Origin of the sequence: Pseudomonas sp. NFIX28 (assembly GCF_900107395.1) — a bacterium.
In the GTDB taxonomy this organism is placed as follows: domain Bacteria; phylum Pseudomonadota; class Gammaproteobacteria; order Pseudomonadales; family Pseudomonadaceae; genus Aquipseudomonas.
The window spans coordinates 132,335-148,482 of record NZ_FNPW01000011.1 but is presented as its reverse complement, the minus strand read 5'-3'; the positions used below and the strand labels follow the sequence as shown (position 1 = coordinate 148,482).

At 64.1% G+C, this 16,148-nt stretch carries 15 protein-coding genes; 6 read left to right on the top strand and 9 right to left on the bottom strand.

Features of this window, described 5'->3' with window-relative positions:
• Positions 1 to 69 precede the first annotated feature (69 nt).
• Positions 70 to 1,572, top strand: a complete 1,503-nt coding sequence (gene nhaB, locus BLV20_RS20880; protein ID WP_092304372.1) for a sodium/proton antiporter NhaB — start codon at positions 70 to 72, stop codon at positions 1,570 to 1,572.
• Between the two features lie 491 nt (positions 1,573 to 2,063).
• Here nhaB and BLV20_RS20875 read toward each other — a convergent pair whose 3' ends face one another.
• The 3 genes from BLV20_RS20875 to gnd are packed head-to-tail and all read right to left on the bottom strand — an operon-like array spanning position 2,064 to position 5,412.
• A complete protein-coding gene (locus BLV20_RS20875; protein ID WP_092304371.1) occupies positions 2,064 to 2,885 on the bottom strand; it encodes an HAD family hydrolase in 822 nt (273 codons plus the stop codon).
• Complete coding sequence (gene zwf / locus BLV20_RS20870) at positions 2,882 to 4,402, bottom strand: glucose-6-phosphate dehydrogenase (protein ID WP_092304370.1); 1,521 nt, start codon at positions 4,400 to 4,402, stop codon at positions 2,882 to 2,884. Before zwf ends, BLV20_RS20875 begins: the two co-directional genes overlap by 4 nt.
• Positions 4,399 to 5,412, bottom strand: coding sequence for a phosphogluconate dehydrogenase (NAD(+)-dependent, decarboxylating) (gene gnd, locus BLV20_RS20865; RefSeq protein ID WP_256577848.1), 1,014 nt, complete (start codon positions 5,410 to 5,412; stop codon positions 4,399 to 4,401). Before gnd ends, zwf begins: the two co-directional genes overlap by 4 nt.
• 243 nt (positions 5,413 to 5,655) lie before the next feature.
• Here gnd and BLV20_RS31480 point away from each other — a divergent pair, with 243 nt between their 5' ends.
• From BLV20_RS31480 to BLV20_RS20845, 5 genes are all read left to right on the top strand, one after another.
• Positions 5,656 to 5,829, top strand: a complete 174-nt coding sequence (locus BLV20_RS31480) for a DUF6026 family protein (protein ID WP_175540238.1) — start codon at positions 5,656 to 5,658, stop codon at positions 5,827 to 5,829.
• A gap of 291 nt (positions 5,830 to 6,120) precedes the next feature.
• The gene (locus BLV20_RS20860; RefSeq protein WP_092304368.1) at positions 6,121 to 7,863 is read left to right on the top strand and encodes a phosphoethanolamine transferase CptA; all 1,743 of its coding nucleotides are present in this window, start codon (positions 6,121 to 6,123) and stop codon (positions 7,861 to 7,863) included.
• 323 nt (positions 7,864 to 8,186) lie between these two features.
• Entirely contained in the window at positions 8,187 to 8,408 is a 222-nt protein-coding gene (locus tag BLV20_RS20855) for a hypothetical protein (protein WP_092304367.1), read from the top strand.
• A gap of 566 nt (positions 8,409 to 8,974) precedes the next feature.
• A complete protein-coding gene (locus tag BLV20_RS20850) occupies positions 8,975 to 9,649 on the top strand; it encodes a heavy metal response regulator transcription factor (protein ID WP_092304366.1) in 675 nt (224 codons plus the stop codon).
• On the top strand, positions 9,646 to 11,064 hold the full coding sequence (locus BLV20_RS20845) for a heavy metal sensor histidine kinase (protein WP_092304365.1): 1,419 nt from the start codon (positions 9,646 to 9,648) through the stop codon (positions 11,062 to 11,064). Before BLV20_RS20850 ends, BLV20_RS20845 begins: the two co-directional genes overlap by 4 nt.
• 25 nt (positions 11,065 to 11,089) lie before the next feature.
• Here BLV20_RS20845 and chrA read toward each other — a convergent pair whose 3' ends face one another.
• The 6 genes from chrA to BLV20_RS20815 form a co-directional block, all read right to left on the bottom strand.
• Positions 11,090 to 12,292 (bottom strand): chromate efflux transporter, encoded by a 1,203-nt coding sequence (gene chrA / locus BLV20_RS20840; RefSeq protein ID WP_092304364.1) that lies wholly within the window; start codon positions 12,290 to 12,292, stop codon positions 11,090 to 11,092.
• A gap of 21 nt (positions 12,293 to 12,313) precedes the next feature.
• Entirely contained in the window at positions 12,314 to 12,805 is a 492-nt protein-coding gene (locus tag BLV20_RS20835; RefSeq protein WP_092304363.1) for a GNAT family N-acetyltransferase, read from the bottom strand.
• Positions 12,806 to 12,892: 87 nt separating this feature from the next.
• Positions 12,893 to 13,492 carry a DinB family protein gene (locus BLV20_RS20830; protein ID WP_092304362.1) on the bottom strand — a complete coding sequence of 200 codons (600 nt, stop codon included), beginning with the start codon at positions 13,490 to 13,492 and terminating at the stop codon, positions 12,893 to 12,895.
• Between the two features lie 33 nt (positions 13,493 to 13,525).
• Positions 13,526 to 14,638 (bottom strand): cell division protein ZapE, encoded by a 1,113-nt coding sequence (zapE, locus tag BLV20_RS20825; RefSeq protein ID WP_092304451.1) that lies wholly within the window; start codon positions 14,636 to 14,638, stop codon positions 13,526 to 13,528.
• 283 nt (positions 14,639 to 14,921) lie between these two features.
• On the bottom strand, positions 14,922 to 15,263 hold the full coding sequence (locus BLV20_RS20820) for a nuclear transport factor 2 family protein (RefSeq protein WP_092304361.1): 342 nt from the start codon (positions 15,261 to 15,263) through the stop codon (positions 14,922 to 14,924).
• Between the two features lie 54 nt (positions 15,264 to 15,317).
• On the bottom strand, positions 15,318 to 16,034 hold the full coding sequence (locus BLV20_RS20815; RefSeq protein WP_092304360.1) for a helix-turn-helix transcriptional regulator: 717 nt from the start codon (positions 16,032 to 16,034) through the stop codon (positions 15,318 to 15,320).
• Positions 16,035 to 16,148 lie beyond the last annotated feature (114 nt).

Below are 16,148 nucleotides of genomic sequence, written 5' to 3'. Positions count from 1 at the left end.
TTCAGAGTTTCTTGATCTTCACCCCTGCTTGCGGCAATTTGCGCGCTTCTTCAATACAAGGAGCAGCCCATGTCCGGTTCACTGGCCCAGGCTTTCACCCATAATTTTCTCGGCCATTCACCGCGCTGGTATAAAGCCAGCATCCTCGCCTTCCTGCTGCTCAACCCTTTGCTACTGTTCACCGTCGGCCCGGTGGTGGCCGGCTGGATGCTGGTGGCCGAGTTTATCTTCGCCCTGGCCATGGCCCTCAAATGCTACCCGCTGATGCCCGGTGGCCTGCTGGTGCTGGAAGCCGTGGCGCTGGGCATGACCACGCCCAAGGCGCTGTACGACGAACTGGTGCACAACTTCCCGGTGATCCTGCTGCTGATGTTCATGGTGGCCGGCATCTATTTCATGAAGGAGTTGCTGCTGTTCCTGTTCTCCCGGCTGCTGCTGGGGGTGCGTTCCAAGGCGCTGCTGAGCTTGCTGTTCTGCTTTCTTTCGGCCTTTCTCTCGGCGTTTCTCGATGCCCTGACGGTGACCGCGGTGATCATCAGCGCCGCGGTGGGCTTCTATTCGGTGTATCACCGGGTGGCGTCCGGCACCGACCCGCGCCAGGACAGCGAACTCAACGACGACCGGCACCTGCCGCAACTGCATCACCAGGACCTCGAACAGTTCCGCGCCTTCCTGCGCAGCCTGCTGATGCATGGCGCGGTGGGCACCGCCCTGGGCGGCGTCTGCACCCTGGTCGGCGAACCGCAGAACCTGCTGATCGGTCATGAAATGGGCTGGCACTTCGTCGAGTTCTTCCTCAAGGTCGCCCCGGTGTCCCTGCCGGTCCTGGTGGCCGGGCTGGTGACCTGCGTGCTGCTGGAGAAACTGCGCTGGTTCGGCTATGGCACCTTGCTGCCGGATAACGTGCGCGCGGTGCTGGCCAACTACGCCGCCGAAGACAACGCCGAACGCACCCAGCGGCAACGCGCGGCGCTGCTGGTACAGGGCGCGGCGGCGTTGATGCTGATGACCGCGCTGGCCCTGCATATCGCCGAGGTCGGCTTGATCGGCCTGATGGTGATCGTGCTGATCACCGCCTTCACCGGCATTACCGACGAACACCGCCTGGGCAACGCCTTCAAGGATGCGATGCCGTTCACCGCCCTGCTGGTGGTGTTTTTCGCGGTGGTCGCGGTGATTCACGACCAGCAGCTGTTCACCCCGCTGATCCAGTGGGTGCTGGCGCTGCCGACCGGCCAGCAGCCAGGCATGCTGTTCATTGCCAACGGCCTGCTGTCGGCCATCAGCGATAACGTGTTCGTCGCCACCATCTACATCACCGAAGTGAAACAGGCCTTCGTTTCCGGACAGATGAGCCGCGAACATTTCGAAGCCCTGGCGGTGGCGATCAACACCGGCACCAACCTGCCGAGCGTGGCCACGCCCAATGGCCAGGCGGCGTTCCTGTTCCTGCTGACCTCGGCGATCGCGCCGCTGGTGCGCCTGTCGTACGGGCGCATGGTGTGGATGGCCTTGCCTTACACCCTGGTGATGGGTGGCCTGGGCTGGTACGCGGTGAGCTACTGGCTGTAAGCAAAATCCTGTAGCCGCTGCCGCAGGCTGCGAACGACCGCGCAGCGGGCGCGATCCGGACAATGCGTTCAGCCTGACGCACCACGGGCTCAGGTTTGGCGGCCACTACGTGGCCGATCGCAGCCTCGCGTTGCTCGGCAGCGGCTACACAAGGCGTGCAGCCCTGCCCTTGTAGCCGCTGCCGCAGGCTGCGATAAGGCCGAAGGCCTTCAGCGATCCGGGAACCGCAACGGCCCTGCGGGCCGATCGCAGCCTTCGGCAGCGGCTACAGATTCGATCTCGGTGCGGCAGGATGGATTGTTCGATCGTGATCGCGCAGTGGGGGCGCCTGCCGTGCGGAGCATTGCCTACTCCGCTGAGCTACAGGCTGCAAGCAAAACCCTGTAGCCGCTGCCGCAGGCTGCGATAAGGCCGAAGGCCTTCGGCGATCTGGGAACCGCAGCGGCCCTGCGGGCCGATCGCAGCCTTCGGCAGCGGCTACAGATTTAACCTCAGCGCGGCAGGATGAAACGTTCGATAGCCTCGGCGGCGCCATCGGCGACATTGCTGCCGGTCACCAGGTCGGCCTGGCGTTTTACCACCGCTTCGGCCTGGCCCATGGCGATCGATAACCCGGCTTGCTGGAACATCGCCGGGTCGTTGCCGCCATCGCCCAGCGCCGCGGTGCGTTCCAGCGGCACCCCGAGGAACGCCGCCAGGGTTATCAGCGCCTGGCCTTTGTTGGCCTGCAGGGCCGTCACATCCAGGTACACCGGCTGCGAACGGGAAACCTGCGCCTGCCCTCCGACCTCCACCAGCAGGCGCGCCTCCAGTTCCACCAACAGTTGAGTGTCGGCACTGGCAGCAACGATCTTGTCGATGCGCGGCAGATAGTCGTCGAAACCTTCCACCACCACCGGCGGATAACCCAGGCCATGCTGCTCGCGCGGCACCATTGGGCCGTGCGGATTGCGCAGCAGCCACTCGCCATCGGCGAATACCCAGACCTCCACCTGCGGCTGCGGCGACAACAACGCCAGGGCGCTGATCGCGACGTCCACCGGCAGGTGATGACGCACCAGGTAACTGCCATCGGGATTGACGATGGTGCCGCCATTGAACGCCGCGGTCGGCAGGTCGACGCCCAGGGCCTCGATCTGCTGCAACATGGCCCGCGGCGGCCGTCCGGTGGCCAGGCTGAAGAACACCCCAGCCTGGCGCAGCGCGCGCACCGCGGCGATGGTGCGCTGGCTCAGGCTGTGATCGGGCAGCAACAAGGTGCCGTCCATGTCGCTGAGCAGGAACTGGATGGCCGGCTGCCCCTCATCGCTCATCCGAGGCTGTGCCATTCACGGCCGTCGCGGCTCAGCAGCTCGTCGCCGGCCGCCGGTCCGTCTTCGCCGGCGCGGTAGATATGCACCTTGGCCTTTTCCTTCCAGGCATCGAGGAACGGCTGCACCGCGCGCCAACCGTTTTCAATGTTGTCGGCACGCTGGAACAGGGTCTGGTCACCGGTCAGGCAGTCGTAGATCAGCGTCTCGTAGCCGGTGGAAGGCTGCATCTCGAAGAAATCCTTGTAGGCAAAGCCCAGCTCGATATTGGCCATCTCCAGGGTCGGCCCCGGTTTTTTCGCCAGCAGGTCGAACCACATGCCTTCGTTGGGCTGGATCTGGATGCGCAGGTAGGTCGGCTGCAAGTGGTCGACCTCGGTGTCGCGGAACTGCGCATACGGCGCAGGCTTGAAGCAGATGGCGATCTCGGTGTCGCGCACGCTCATGCGCTTGCCGGTGCGCAGGTAAAACGGCACGCCGACCCAGCGCCAGTTGTCGATCATCACCTTGAGGGCGACGTAGGTCTCGGTGTTGCTGTCCGGCGCCACCTTGGCTTCTTCGCGGTAGCCGGCCACGGGCTTGTCGCCCACCTTGCCCGCCACGTACTGGCCACGCACCGAGTTGGCCAGGGCCTCTTCGGTGCTCCAGGGGCGAATCGCCCCGACCACCTTGGCCTTCTCGCCACGCACCGCATCGGCGCCGAAGGCCGCCGGCGGTTCCATGGCGACCATCGCCAACAGCTGGAACAGGTGGTTGGGCACCATGTCGCGCAGGGCGCCGGTGTGTTCATAAAAGCTGCCACGGGTTTCCACCCCGACGGTTTCCGCCGCGGTGATCTGCACGTGGTCGATGTAATGGTTGTTCCAGAAAGCCTCGAACAGGCTGTTGGAGAAACGGCTGACCAGAATGTTCTGCACCGTCTCCTTGCCCAGGTAATGGTCGATCCGATAGATCTGCTTCTCGCTCATCACCTTGAGCAGGCATTCGTTGAGCGCTTGCGCGGTGTGCAGGTCGGAGCCGAAAGGCTTCTCGACCACCACCCGGCGAAACGCGTTGTCGCCTTCGACCAGCAACCCCGACGCCCCCAGGCGCTGCACCACTTCCCTGAAGAAGCGCGGTGCAGTGGCCAGGTAGAACACCGCATTGCCGGTGCCGCTGGCGGCGATCTTGGCCTCCAGCGCCTCGTAGGTGCTGTCGTCCAGGAAGTCGCCCTGGACATAGCTGATGCCACTGGCCAGCTTGGCCCAGAGCGTCGGGTCCAGCGCTTGCGCGCCGCTGCCGACCTTGCCGGCAGCCTCGGTGCGAATGAAGTCCTCGAGCTTCTTGGCGAAGTCCACATCGCTGATGGCGTTGTGATCGACTCCGACAATCTTCAGCCCTTCATCCAGCAAGCCGTCACGGTTGAGGTTGTACAGCGCCGGCATCAGCAGGCGCTTGACCAGGTCGCCATGGGCGCCAAACAGGAACAGTGTGGTAGGTGGAGCGGGATGAGCCTTGGACTTCTTTCGCGAGGAGGTCATTTTTTTGGAGTCTCCACATGGCCGCCGAAGCCGAAGCGCATGGCCGACAACATCTTGTCGCCATAGGTGCTCTGCTGGCGGGAACGGAAACGGGCGAACAGCGAACTCGACAGCACCGGGACCGGCACTGCCTGCTCGATGGCGGCTTCGATGGTCCAGCGACCTTCGCCGCTGTCGGCCACTTCGCCGGAGAAACCGTCGAGTTGCGGATCGCTGGCCAGGGCGTCGGCGGTCAGGTCCAGCAGCCACGACGACACCACGCTGCCACGGCGCCAGACTTCGGCGATATCGGCCACGTTGAGATCGAAGCGCTGATCTTCCGGCAGGCTTGGCGAGGCTTTGGTCTTGAGGATGTCGAAGCCTTCGGCGAAGGCCTGCATCATGCCGTACTCGATGCCGTTGTGGATCATCTTGACGAAGTGCCCGGCACCGGCGGGGCCGGCGTGGATGTAGCCGCGCTCGGCGCGATCGTCCTCGGCCACGCGATCTTTGGTCCGCGGAATGTCGCCCATGCCCGGGGCCAGTGCGTCGAACAGCGGGTCCAGGCGGCGGACCACCTCGGCGTCGCCGCCGATCATCATGCAGTAGCCGCGCTCCAGGCCCCAGACGCCGCCGGAGGTGCCGACGTCGATGTAGTTCAGGCCCTTCTCGGCCAGCGCCCGGGCGCGACGAATGTCGTCCTTATAGTAGGTGTTGCCGCCATCGATGATCACGTCGCCCGGCTCGAGCAACTGGCCGAGGGTTTCGATGGTGTCTTCGGTGGGCGCGCCAGCCGGCAGCATGACCCAGACCGCGCGCGGCTTTTCCAGGCCGGCAACCAGCGCCGGCAGGTCGGCGACGCCCTTGGCGCCTTCCTCGCTCAGGGTGCTGACAAAAGCGCTGTTGCGGTCATAGACCACGGTTTCGTGCCCATTGAGCATCAGGCGCCGCGCAATGTTTCCGCCCATGCGGCCCAGTCCGATAATCCCCAGTTGCATGTGCTGATGCTCCTTACTACTAAATTGTGTCAAAAGTTATAGCCCAACGAGGCCAGTGAGGGTTAGTCCAGAGCATCCGGACTAAGTTTCCCAAGCAGTGTTTCCCAAGCAGTGAGTGGATAACGACGCAAATCGCGTCGAAGGCACAACGACCGCTAAAAATAAAAAAGTTCCCTTTGCCGGCAAAAGAAATCAAAATTGCCGCCGATAGTGTTTCAGGCCCCGGAATTCGAGCGGCCGGAACACAGTTGATGCACGCCATTTGCGAGGTGAGCAATGGGCACAGTACTACCGGCACGACCTCCACAAACCCTCTACGTCACTATCCGTCGTGACGAATTGCGCGCCTTGAAGAACGAGCGCGACCAATTGAAGCAAGAGCTGGCGCAGCTGCGCCTGGCGTTGCAGGACGTGGACCAGGTGACCCGCGTCACCCAGCTACAGGCCTGACGATCCGAGGAACCCGCCCGTCGTGGCCGGTCCTTGCAACAGGCTGATAATTGACGCCGGCTGATCGCCGGCTTCTTTTTGCCCCTCTCCCCCAGCCTGTCCCGCACTTGCAGCCAGCCCGCATCCGAGGCGCGGCATTATCTGACACGCGGGTACCAACTCACAAAGTTTTCACACCTGTTTATGGATACTCCGGCGCACTATTGCCGCCGCCGAAGGCGCGGCGCGCGTTCGCCGGGGTAATTCGAAGCTCTCCGGCGCACGTCATGTTCAATGAGGCTGGAGCACTCGATGGCTGTGTTTAAACGCGACAAGACGTCCGCGAAAGGGTTTGACTGGGCGGGCCTGGGCTGGCTCTTCCTGTTCTTCTGGTATTTCTCCGGCATCACCCAATTATTGATCCAACTGACCGACACTTCCGGTTTCACCGGTTTCCGTCAGGCCTTCATCATGAGCGCGATCTGGCTCGCGCCGATGCTGCTGTTCCCGGCCCGCACGCGCCTGTTGGCGGCCGTCATCGGCGTGGTGCTCTGGGCCTGCTCCATGGCCAGCCTGGGTTACTTCTTCATTTATCAGCAGGAGTTTTCCCAGAGCGTCATTTTCATCATGTTCGAGTCGAACCCCTCCGAAGCCGGCGAGTACCTGACCCAGTACTTCGCCTGGTGGATGGTGCTGGCGTTCCTCGCCCATACCGCCTTCGCCATCTGGCTCTGGACCCGCCTGCGCCCGGTCTACCTGCCGCGCGGCCGCGCGCTGGCCGTGGCCGCGGCGATCCTGGTCGCCGTGATCGGCTACCCGCTGGTCAAGCAGACCGTGCGCACCGGCAGCTTCGCCGGGGGCCTGGAAAAATTCGAGACGCGCATCGAGCCTGCGGTGCCATGGCAGATGGTGGTGGCCTATCGGCGATACCGCGAACAGCTGGGCAACATGCAGGGCATGCTCGACAACGTGAGCAAGATCCCGCCGCTGCAAAATCTCCAGGACAGCATGGCCAACCAGCCTTCGACCCTGGTGCTGGTGATCGGCGAGTCGACCAACCGCCAGCGCATGAGCCTGTATGGCTATCCGCGCCAGACCACGCCGGAACTGGACAAGCTCAAGGACCAGCTGGCGATTTTCGACAACGTCATCACCCCGCGCCCCTACACCATCGAAGCCCTGCAGCAAGTGCTGACCTTCGCCGACGAGGAAAACCCGGACCTGTACCTAAAGACGCCGTCCCTGGTCAGCGTGATGAAACAGGCCGGCTACAAGACCTACTGGATCACCAACCAGCAGACCATGACCAAGCGCAACACCATGCTCACCACCTTCTCCGAACAGGCGGACGAGCAGGTCTACCTGAACAACAACCGCAACCAGAACGCCCGCCAGTACGACGGCGACGTGCTGGCCCCGTTTTCCAAGGCCCTGGCCGACGGCGCGCCGCGCAAGTTCATCGTTGTCCACCTGCTGGGCACCCACATGAGCTACCAGTACCGCTACCCGCCAAGCTACGACAAGTTCACCGACCGCACCGGTGTGCCGGCCGGCGTGCGTGACGACCAGGTACCGACCTACAACAGCTACGACAACGCGGTGCTGTACAACGATTTCGTGGTCTCGAGCCTGATCAAGGACTACGCCAGCAGCGACCCGAACGGCTTCCTGCTGTACCTCTCCGACCATGGCGAAGACGTGTTCGACTCCGCCGGCCACAACACCCTGGGCCGCAACGAAGGCAAGCCGACCGCGCCGATGTACACCATTCCGTTCATCGCCTGGGCCTCGCCGAAGTGGAAGCAGAACCACGACTGGAATTTCGCCGGCGACCTTGGCCGTCCGTACAGCAGCTCGCAGTTGATCCACACCTGGGCCGACATGGCGGGCCTGAGCGCCAACGAACTGGACCGCAGCAAGAGCCTGGTCAGCGACAGCTTCAAGCCGCGCCCGCTGCTGATCGGCAACCCCTATGAGCGCAACGAGAAGGCCCTGATCGACTTCAGCCTGATGAAGCCCAAGGCACCGCCAGCTGCTGCGGTGGTTCAAAAATAAGTCATACAGAAATAAGTTGTGCAGAAATAAGTCTTTTCCCGCGGGGCTCAAGCAGCCCCGTAGCGCCTGACTTCAATGCCCCTTCACGGGGCATTTTTGTGCCCAGGGCTTCCGGGCCGCGGTCGCGGGCGAAATCCAGCGGGCTGAATCACCGCGCCGGCTACTCGCCCTGGATGGCGAAGTCAGCCGTTAACCCCGGATTGCCACCCTCACCTCCCCCCGTCGGCTGTTAACCCGCCGTTAATGAAATCGCCCCAGACTTGATCTACTGCCTCGTGACAGGGACGCGACGAGTACCGACCACTGTCAATGGGACACCGCACATGAAAACTTCCACACTCCTGCTCGCCGGTCTGATGATTGCCAGCTCGGGTGCAGCGTTCGCCGAAGGCGGCGCTGAACGCATGAAGCAATACTGGGAGAACTTCCCCGTCAGCCTGCAAACACCTCACACCGATACCGAACAGAGCGCCTCCGACAAGGGGAAAAAACCCGAGGCACCCGCTACGCAAAAGACTCGCGCCAGCACGCCACCGGACGCTTGAAGATGCCACCGAGCTCTACACCTCTCTGAAATCATGTCCTTTGGCAGAGAGGAACTTATGGCGCCCTTTCATGGGCGCCTTTTTTATGCGCCCCTATCACGGACATGACCATCGGCTATCAACTTGCTGACGTCAAAATGACAATTACGCCATCTAACCAACGATCATTGCCGGCTGTATTAATATGAGTCTGCGCCTCAACTTAGACATATATTGAAACAATACCAAAAACCTTAACCGCTCATCGTAGGAGCGAGGCTTGCCCGCGATAAAACTTCAATACTCCGTATTTCTCCATTCATACCCAATAGTGTTTTAACGCCCATCTCAAGCCAGCTACGCGCTTACCGGCGCGTCGCCTACCGGCGGTCGATAAATGCCACAAGCCATTGATATAAGGCCTATTAAATCTTGACCCTGAAGCCACTTCAGGCTTGAACATTCCTTCACCCAGAACGTTATAGCTGCCGATCGGCAGCAACTTCTCGGGTTTTATGGCTGGTCCAACAACAACTTCATATCCAGCGCCGTTGAAATCCTTTTAATGATCAAGAGGTCACTTTTACATGCGCATCCTGGTTGTCGAAGACGAGCGTAAAACTGCCGATTATCTGCATCAGGGCCTGACCGAAAGCGGTTATGTAGTTGACCGCGCCGCCACCGGTATCGACGGTCTTTACCTGATAGAACAGCACAACTACGAATTGGTGATCCTGGACGTCAACCTGCCGGAAAAGGACGGCTGGCAAGTGCTCGAAGACATGCGCAAAGACAGCAGCGCCCGGGTCATGATGCTCTCGGCGCGCGGGCGCCTGGCCGACAAGGTCAAGGGGCTGGACCTGGGGGCCGACGATTACCTGGTCAAGCCTTTCGAGTTTCCTGAATTGCTGGCACGGGTGCGCACCCTGCTGCGGCGCAGCGAGAACCTGCCGGCGAGCGACAGCCTGCGGGTCGCCGACCTCGAGCTCGACCCGCGCCGGCACCGGGCCTATCGCGGTGCGCGGCGCATCGACCTGACCACCAAGGAATTCACCCTGCTGCAGGTGCTGATGCGCCAGTCGGGCGAAGTGCTGACCCGGACCCAGATCATTTCCCTGGTCTGGGACATGAACTTCGATTGCGACACCAACGTGGTGGAAGTTTCCATCAGCCGCCTGCGGGCAAAGATCGACGACGCCAGCGATATCAAGCTGATCCACACCATCCGCGGTGTCGGATATGTCCTGGAAGTGCGCCAATGAAAGCCGCGCAGCGCACCGCCAGCAGCCTGTCCATGCGCCTGGGCCTGACCGTCAGCCTGATGGGCGCCGGCCTGGTGTTACTGCTCGCGACCCTGGCCTACCTGGCCCTCAGCCATGAACTGGACAGCCTGGCGAGAAACAGCCTGGACAGCAAACTCGAACAGATCCGCCATACCCTGACCAGCGACCTGAAGACCGGCGACATCGCCGCCCGCCCGCATTCGCTGCTGGACCTGGTGATGGGCCACGACAACCTGCACCTGAGCATTTTCGGCCCCGACTCCACGGCCGAGCCGCTGCTGGACATCGGCAACCGCAACCTCGAGCCGCTGCCCGTCGCGCTGATCCGCCCGGAAAGCCCGGCTTTCCTCGACTGGCTCGACAATACCGGCAACCGGCTGCTCAGCGCCTCCAGCCTGATAACCCTGCGCAATGGCGAACAGGTGCGGGTGGTGCTGTCCCTGGACCGGGCCAACGACCAGGCGCTGCTCAGCGCCTACCTGCGCTCTACGGTGATCGCCCTGCCCCTGCTGCTGATGCTGATCGGCATCGGCGCCTGGTGGGTGGTGCAGCGCGGCCTGGCGCCGTTGCAACAGTTCAGCCGGGTGGCCGCCAAGGTCACGACCCAGGACCTGACCCATCGCCTGTCGCCCATCAATCTGCCGCGGGAGCTGGCCGAGCTGGCCCACAGCATCAACTTCATGCTGCACCGCCTCGACGGTGGCGTGCAGCAGCTTTCGCAGTTCTCCGACGACCTGGCCCACGAGCTGCGCTCGCCGATCACCAACCTGATGGGTAAGGCCCAGGTCACCTTGTCCCGCGAGCGCCCGCCTCACGAATACAAGGCGGTGCTGGAGTCGAGCACCGAGGAGCTCGAGCGCCTGGCCCGGATCGTCAGCGACATGCTGTTCCTCGCCCAGGTCAGCCATCCGGCCTCCCAGGTGGCGTTCGAAGAAGTCTCGCTGGGCGAGGAAGCGCGGCGCGTCATGGAACTGTTCGCCCTGAGCGCCGAGGAAAAACACCTGGGCATCAGCCTGTCCGGCGATGGCCTGGTGTATGGCGACCGCCTGATGATCCAGCGGGCGATCTCCAACCTGCTGTCCAACGCGATCCGCCACAGCCCGCGGGCGGCGAGCATTTCGATCCTGGTGGAGGAGCACGACTCGAGCGTGTCGCTGTCGGTGGGCAACCCTGGCGCCGGCATCCCGCAGCAGCACCTGGCGCACCTCTTCGAACGCTTCTACCGGGTCGACAGCAGCCGCTCGCGTGCCGAAGGCGGTACGGGTCTGGGGCTGGCGATCGTGCGTTCGATCATGAACCTGCACCAGGGCTCGACCGAAGTCAGCAGCGTGCCGGGCAGCTTTACCCTGTTCCGCCTGGTGTTTGCCCGGCTCGATCACCCGCCGCGGGCGTAAGGCTCATGGTCTGCGGCGCCGGGCTTCAGGCCCCCAGCAACAGGCCGACGGCGCCGCCGGCCAGCACCACCAGCCACGGCGGCAGCTTCCAGCGCATCAGCGCCGCCACGGCCAACAGCGCCAGCCCCAGGTCCAGCGGCGCAAGGATGGTGCTGGTCCACAGCGGGTCATACAGCGCAGCCGCCAACAGGCCGACCACCGCGGCGTTGACCCCGGCCAGCGCGGCCTGGACCCGATTCAAATGACGCAGGTGCTGCCAGAACGGCAGGACGCCGATGATCAGCAGCATTGCCGGCAGGAAAATCATCGCCAGGCACAGCAGCGCGCCACTCCAGCCGTCAATGGCCGCGCCGAGGTAGGCGGCGAAGGAAAACAGCGGCCCCGGAACGGCCTGCGCGGCGGCGTAACCGGCGAGAAACAGATCGTTGCCCAGCCAGCCCGGCGCCACTACTTCGCTTTGCAACAACGGCAGCACCACATGGCCGCCGCCGAATACCAGGGCGCCGGCCCGATAAAAAGCGTCGGCCAGCATCAGCGGCAGGCTCGGCCAGAGCCCCGCCAGCAACGGCAAGCCGACCAGCAACAGGGTAAATGCCCCCAGGGCCAGGCAGCCCGTGCGCTTGCCGACGGCGATGGCCAGCCCGTCTGCACGGTTGTCGACGGCCGGCTTGAGCAGCCCCGCGCCAATCAGGCCGGCCAGCAACATCACGCCGACCTGGCCGAGGGTGGTCGGCAAGAGCAATACGCCGAGCGTTGAAACGACGGCAATCAGCGCGCGCGGCCAGCCGCGACACAAGCTGCGGGCCATGCCCCACAACGCCTGGGCCACCACCGCCACGGCGATGATCTTCAGGCCGTGCACCAGCCCGGCGGGCAGCCCGCTGCCGCTGCCCACCAGGCCCAGGGCCAGGGCAATCAGGATCAATGCCGACGGCAAGGTAAACCCCAGCCAGGCCGCCAACGCGCCGGCCAGCCCCGCCCGCGACCAGCCCAGGGCGAAACCCACTTGGCTGCTGGCTGGCCCCGGAAGGAACTGACACAGGGCGATCAACTCGGCATAGGCCGACTCGCTCAGCCAGGCGCGGCGCTGGACGAACTCGGTACGGAAATACCCCAGGTGCGCCACCGGTCCGCCGAAGGAACTCAAGCCCAGCCGCAAAAACACCAGGAACACCGCCCAGGCACTGTCACGGCGGGTTACAGGGGTATCCAGGGGAGATGAATTCATCGGCTGACAGGCTCCAAAGGTCTACAGGGATTTGTTCCAGAACAGCATCCGGCCGTGGCTCGGGTCGAACGCGGCGTCGTCGAAGCCGAACTTGCGGTAGGACGCCTGGGCCACCGCGTTGCCTTCCAGCACTTCCAGGGTGATCTTGCAGCAACCGCGCTGGCGGGCGATCTCTTCGACCTTGTGCAGCATCTTCTGGCTCAGGCCCAGGCCGCGGAACCGCTCGATCACCGCCACATCATGCACATTGACCAGCGGCCGCCCGGCAAAGGTGGAAAAGCCCTCGAAGCAATTCACCAGCCCGGCCGGTTCGCCACCGACAAAGGCCAGCACGCTGAACGCATGGGGACGCTTGGCCAGCTCGCCGGGCAATTGCCGCAACAGGTCGGCGCCCAGCGGCTGGCCGCCGCCCATCGGGTCCTGGGCATAGTGATTGAGCACCAGGCCAATCGCCTCGGCGTGTATCGGGTTGGTGTAGCTGGCCTGGAGTACCAATACGTCTGCAACGTCCATGTTTGTCCTCGACGAATCCAATGATGTGGGGCTGCGAAAGGTCGCCGCCCGATTGTAGACAGCCATGCATGACCGAACGAGGAAAATTCAGCCTTGTCCGGCCTGATCCTCGCCCCAGATCTGCGCTTCGCTCCAGCCCAGCTCGGCAAAGTCCCCGGCGCGCAAGGCTGCCTCGCCCGCGCAGAAAAACTCATCCAACTGCGGCGGCGCCACCCGGGTGCCGCTGAGCATGGCGTGCACCTGGCCACGGTGGTGCAACTGATGCTCGAACAGATGCGCAAGCAGGCGCAGCCGGGTGTCGCGCTGCGGTGTTTCCCGGGCAATGGTGACGATGCGCTGCAAGTCGGCATCCCGTTGCTGCGCGCAATAGGCGATCAGCCGGCGGTCCACCAGGGCTTGCTCGCGGCGCAGGTCGGCGGGCTGATCGAAGGGCTCCTCGACCTCGAAAAACACATGGCAGTCGACCCGTGGCGCCTCGCCGCGCAGTTCCCGCTCCAGCGCGTCGACGTAGAACCAGTCGCAGGTAAGGATGTGATTGAGGGTGGCTTTCAGGCTGGGAAAGAAGCTCACCCGCGGCGCCGCCAGCTCGCTCGGGGTCAGTATTTCCCAGGCCTTGCCCAGGCGGTGATTGGCCCAGGCGTTCTGGTAAGCCATGGTCAGCAGATGGTGGGACAGGGGCTGGTTCACGGTCAGGTCTCCCTTGTAATGGCCAGGAGGGGCTCAGCCGAAACGCTGCAGCTGCATCTCCTTTAGACGACTGAGGGTACGGCGGAATGGAAACTCCAGGTAGCCCTCGGTGTACAGGGCGTCCATCGCGACCCGCGCTTCGAGGTAGAGCGGCACCTTGCGGTCGTAGCATTCGTCGACCAAGGCGATGAAACGCCGCACGCTGTCATCGTGCACCGACAATTGCGGCAGCTCGCGATCGCCGGCCACCACCCGCTCGGCGCCGTCCTCGGTGCCCCGGGCAATCCGCCCCGGGCGCTGTTGCGCGCTGAGTTCGGGGACCTCGCCGAGCAGGATCGCGGCGAAACGGTCACACAGCGCCATGAAGTCCATGGCGGCGAACGGTTGCTCGCACAGGTCGGCGAAACGGCACCAGAGCACCCGCTCGCTGGCCTTGATCACCTGCACGTCGCGATAACCCACCGGCAGCACGGCGCTGGACAGCACCGGCCCCGTTGCCAGCTGTTCGAAAACCGGCCCCAGGGCGCTGGGCTGGCCGGCCGGGGTCAGCCAATACCGCTGGGTGACGGCTCCCGGGTGCAGGCGATGGTCCTGGGCGCCGTCCACCGCCACCACCTGCATATGCGCCTCGATGGCGGCAATCGCCGGCAGGAAACGCTCGCGGTTGAAGCCGTCGGCATACAGCTGCTGCGGCGGCTGGTTGGAGGTGCAGACCACCACCACGCCCTGCTCGAACATCACCTGGAACAGCCGCCCGAGAATGATCGCGTCGCCGATGTCGTTGACGAACAGTTCGTCGAAACACAGCACCCGCACCTCCTCGCTCAACTCCCGGGCCAGGGCCTGCAGCGGGTCTGCGGTGCCGGTCAGCTGGAACGAGCGCTGATGCACCCAGCCCATGAAATGGTGGAAGTGCTGGCGCCGCGCCGGCACCTCGAGGCTTTGATGAAACTGGTCCATCAGCCAGGTCTTGCCCCGCCCCACCGGCCCCCACAGGTAGACCCCGGTGATTGGCTTGCGCCCTTCATGCAGGGCCACATGGCACTGCTGCAGCGCCAGCATGGCCCGCTCCTGGGCCTGGTCGGCGACGAAACCGCGCTCCTGGAGGGCGTATTGATAGGCGCTGAGGGGAGAATCGAAAGGCATGGTGCCGCGCATCCGCAAATGGGCCCGCAGTATGCCACGCCTCACCTGGCGACAGCCGCGTCGGAATGCCGCCCAGGTCGATCGCAGCCTCGCTGTCGCTCCGCAGCGGCTACGAGGAACACGGCGCCTGTGTAGCCGCTGCCGAGCAGCGCGAGGCTGCGATCGGCAACGCAGTTGCCGTAATCCGGGCCGCGCGTTCTACCTGATACACCGCGTGCCCGGGTTTTGCGGCAACCGCGTTGCCGATCACAGGCTGCGCCAGCGGCTACAGCGAGCGCGACGGCTACAGCGAAATATCCAGCCGCGCGATCTTGCCCTGCTCGTCGAGGCGGAACACGTAGCGCAGCTCCAGCGGGCTGCCGGGGAAGCTGCCGGTGATCAGGTTGTCCACCAGCACCTTGCCGGTGCGCTGCTGGACCTTGAGCACCTCGACCCGCGGCTGGTAGCGGCGCGCGGTGTCTTCCATCCATTGGGCGATGGCTTGGGTGCCGGCCTGGTGCTGGCCCTCGTCGAACACCTGAGCGTCTGCGGCGAAGAAACTGGCGACGGCGGAACTGTCACGGCCATTGGTGGCCGCAAGATAAGCGGCGATGGCGGGTGCCAGAGAAGTGGCTGTACTGGTCATGGTGTCGAGGCTCCTTGTTTGTCGTGACGGGAGCCATGCTAAAACGCCCTCGTGTCAGTTCTTGTCAGGAGTGAAACGCCCGGCATCATCCAGTTGCAGGCGCTGGCGCCAGGTGCGCAGCAAGTCGCTGCGGCGCCCCGGATAGCGCGCGCCCTGCTCGCTCGCGGCAGCGATGCGGTCGGTGCGAAAGGTACGGAAATCGTCGCGCAACTCGCACCAGGCGACGATCACCCGCGCCTCGTTCATGAAGCCCAGGGCCAGCGGCCAGATCAGGCGCTGGCTGGGGGTCTTGTTCACGTCGGCGTAGTCGATGTGCAGCTTGGCCTGCTCGCGAATGGCCTGGCGAAACACATTCAGCGGCACCACGTTTTCCGGGTAGCCATACGCCGGCGGGCCGGGCAGCACCGTCGGGTTGTGCAAGGCTTCCTGGGCCGCCGGCGCCAGCACCGCGGCGATCTTGGCCAAGGCATCGGCAGCGGCCTTGCCGAGCACCTCGTCGCCCCGCTGGTCGACATAGCGCAGACCAAGGACGATGGCTTCGGCTTCGTCGGCGTTGAGCATCAGCGGCGGCAGGAACAGGCCGCTGCGCAGCACATAGCCGATCCCGGCCTCGCCATGGATCGGCGCGCCCAGGGCCGTCAGTTCGGCGATATCGCGGTACAGCGTGCGCTCGGAAACCTCGAGCTCGGCCGCCAGCGCCGCGGCGGTTACCGGGCAACGCTTGCCGCGCAATACTTGCAGCAGGGTCAACAAACGAGTGGTGCGCGACACGGCATCAGGCTCGACAAGGAAGGATCGGCGCAGCTTAGCAGAGCCCCCTGTCAGGATCTGTCAGTAGCGAACTCTGACCTTGCTGGAGAAACGCGGTGTCTGGTTTGGCCAGCG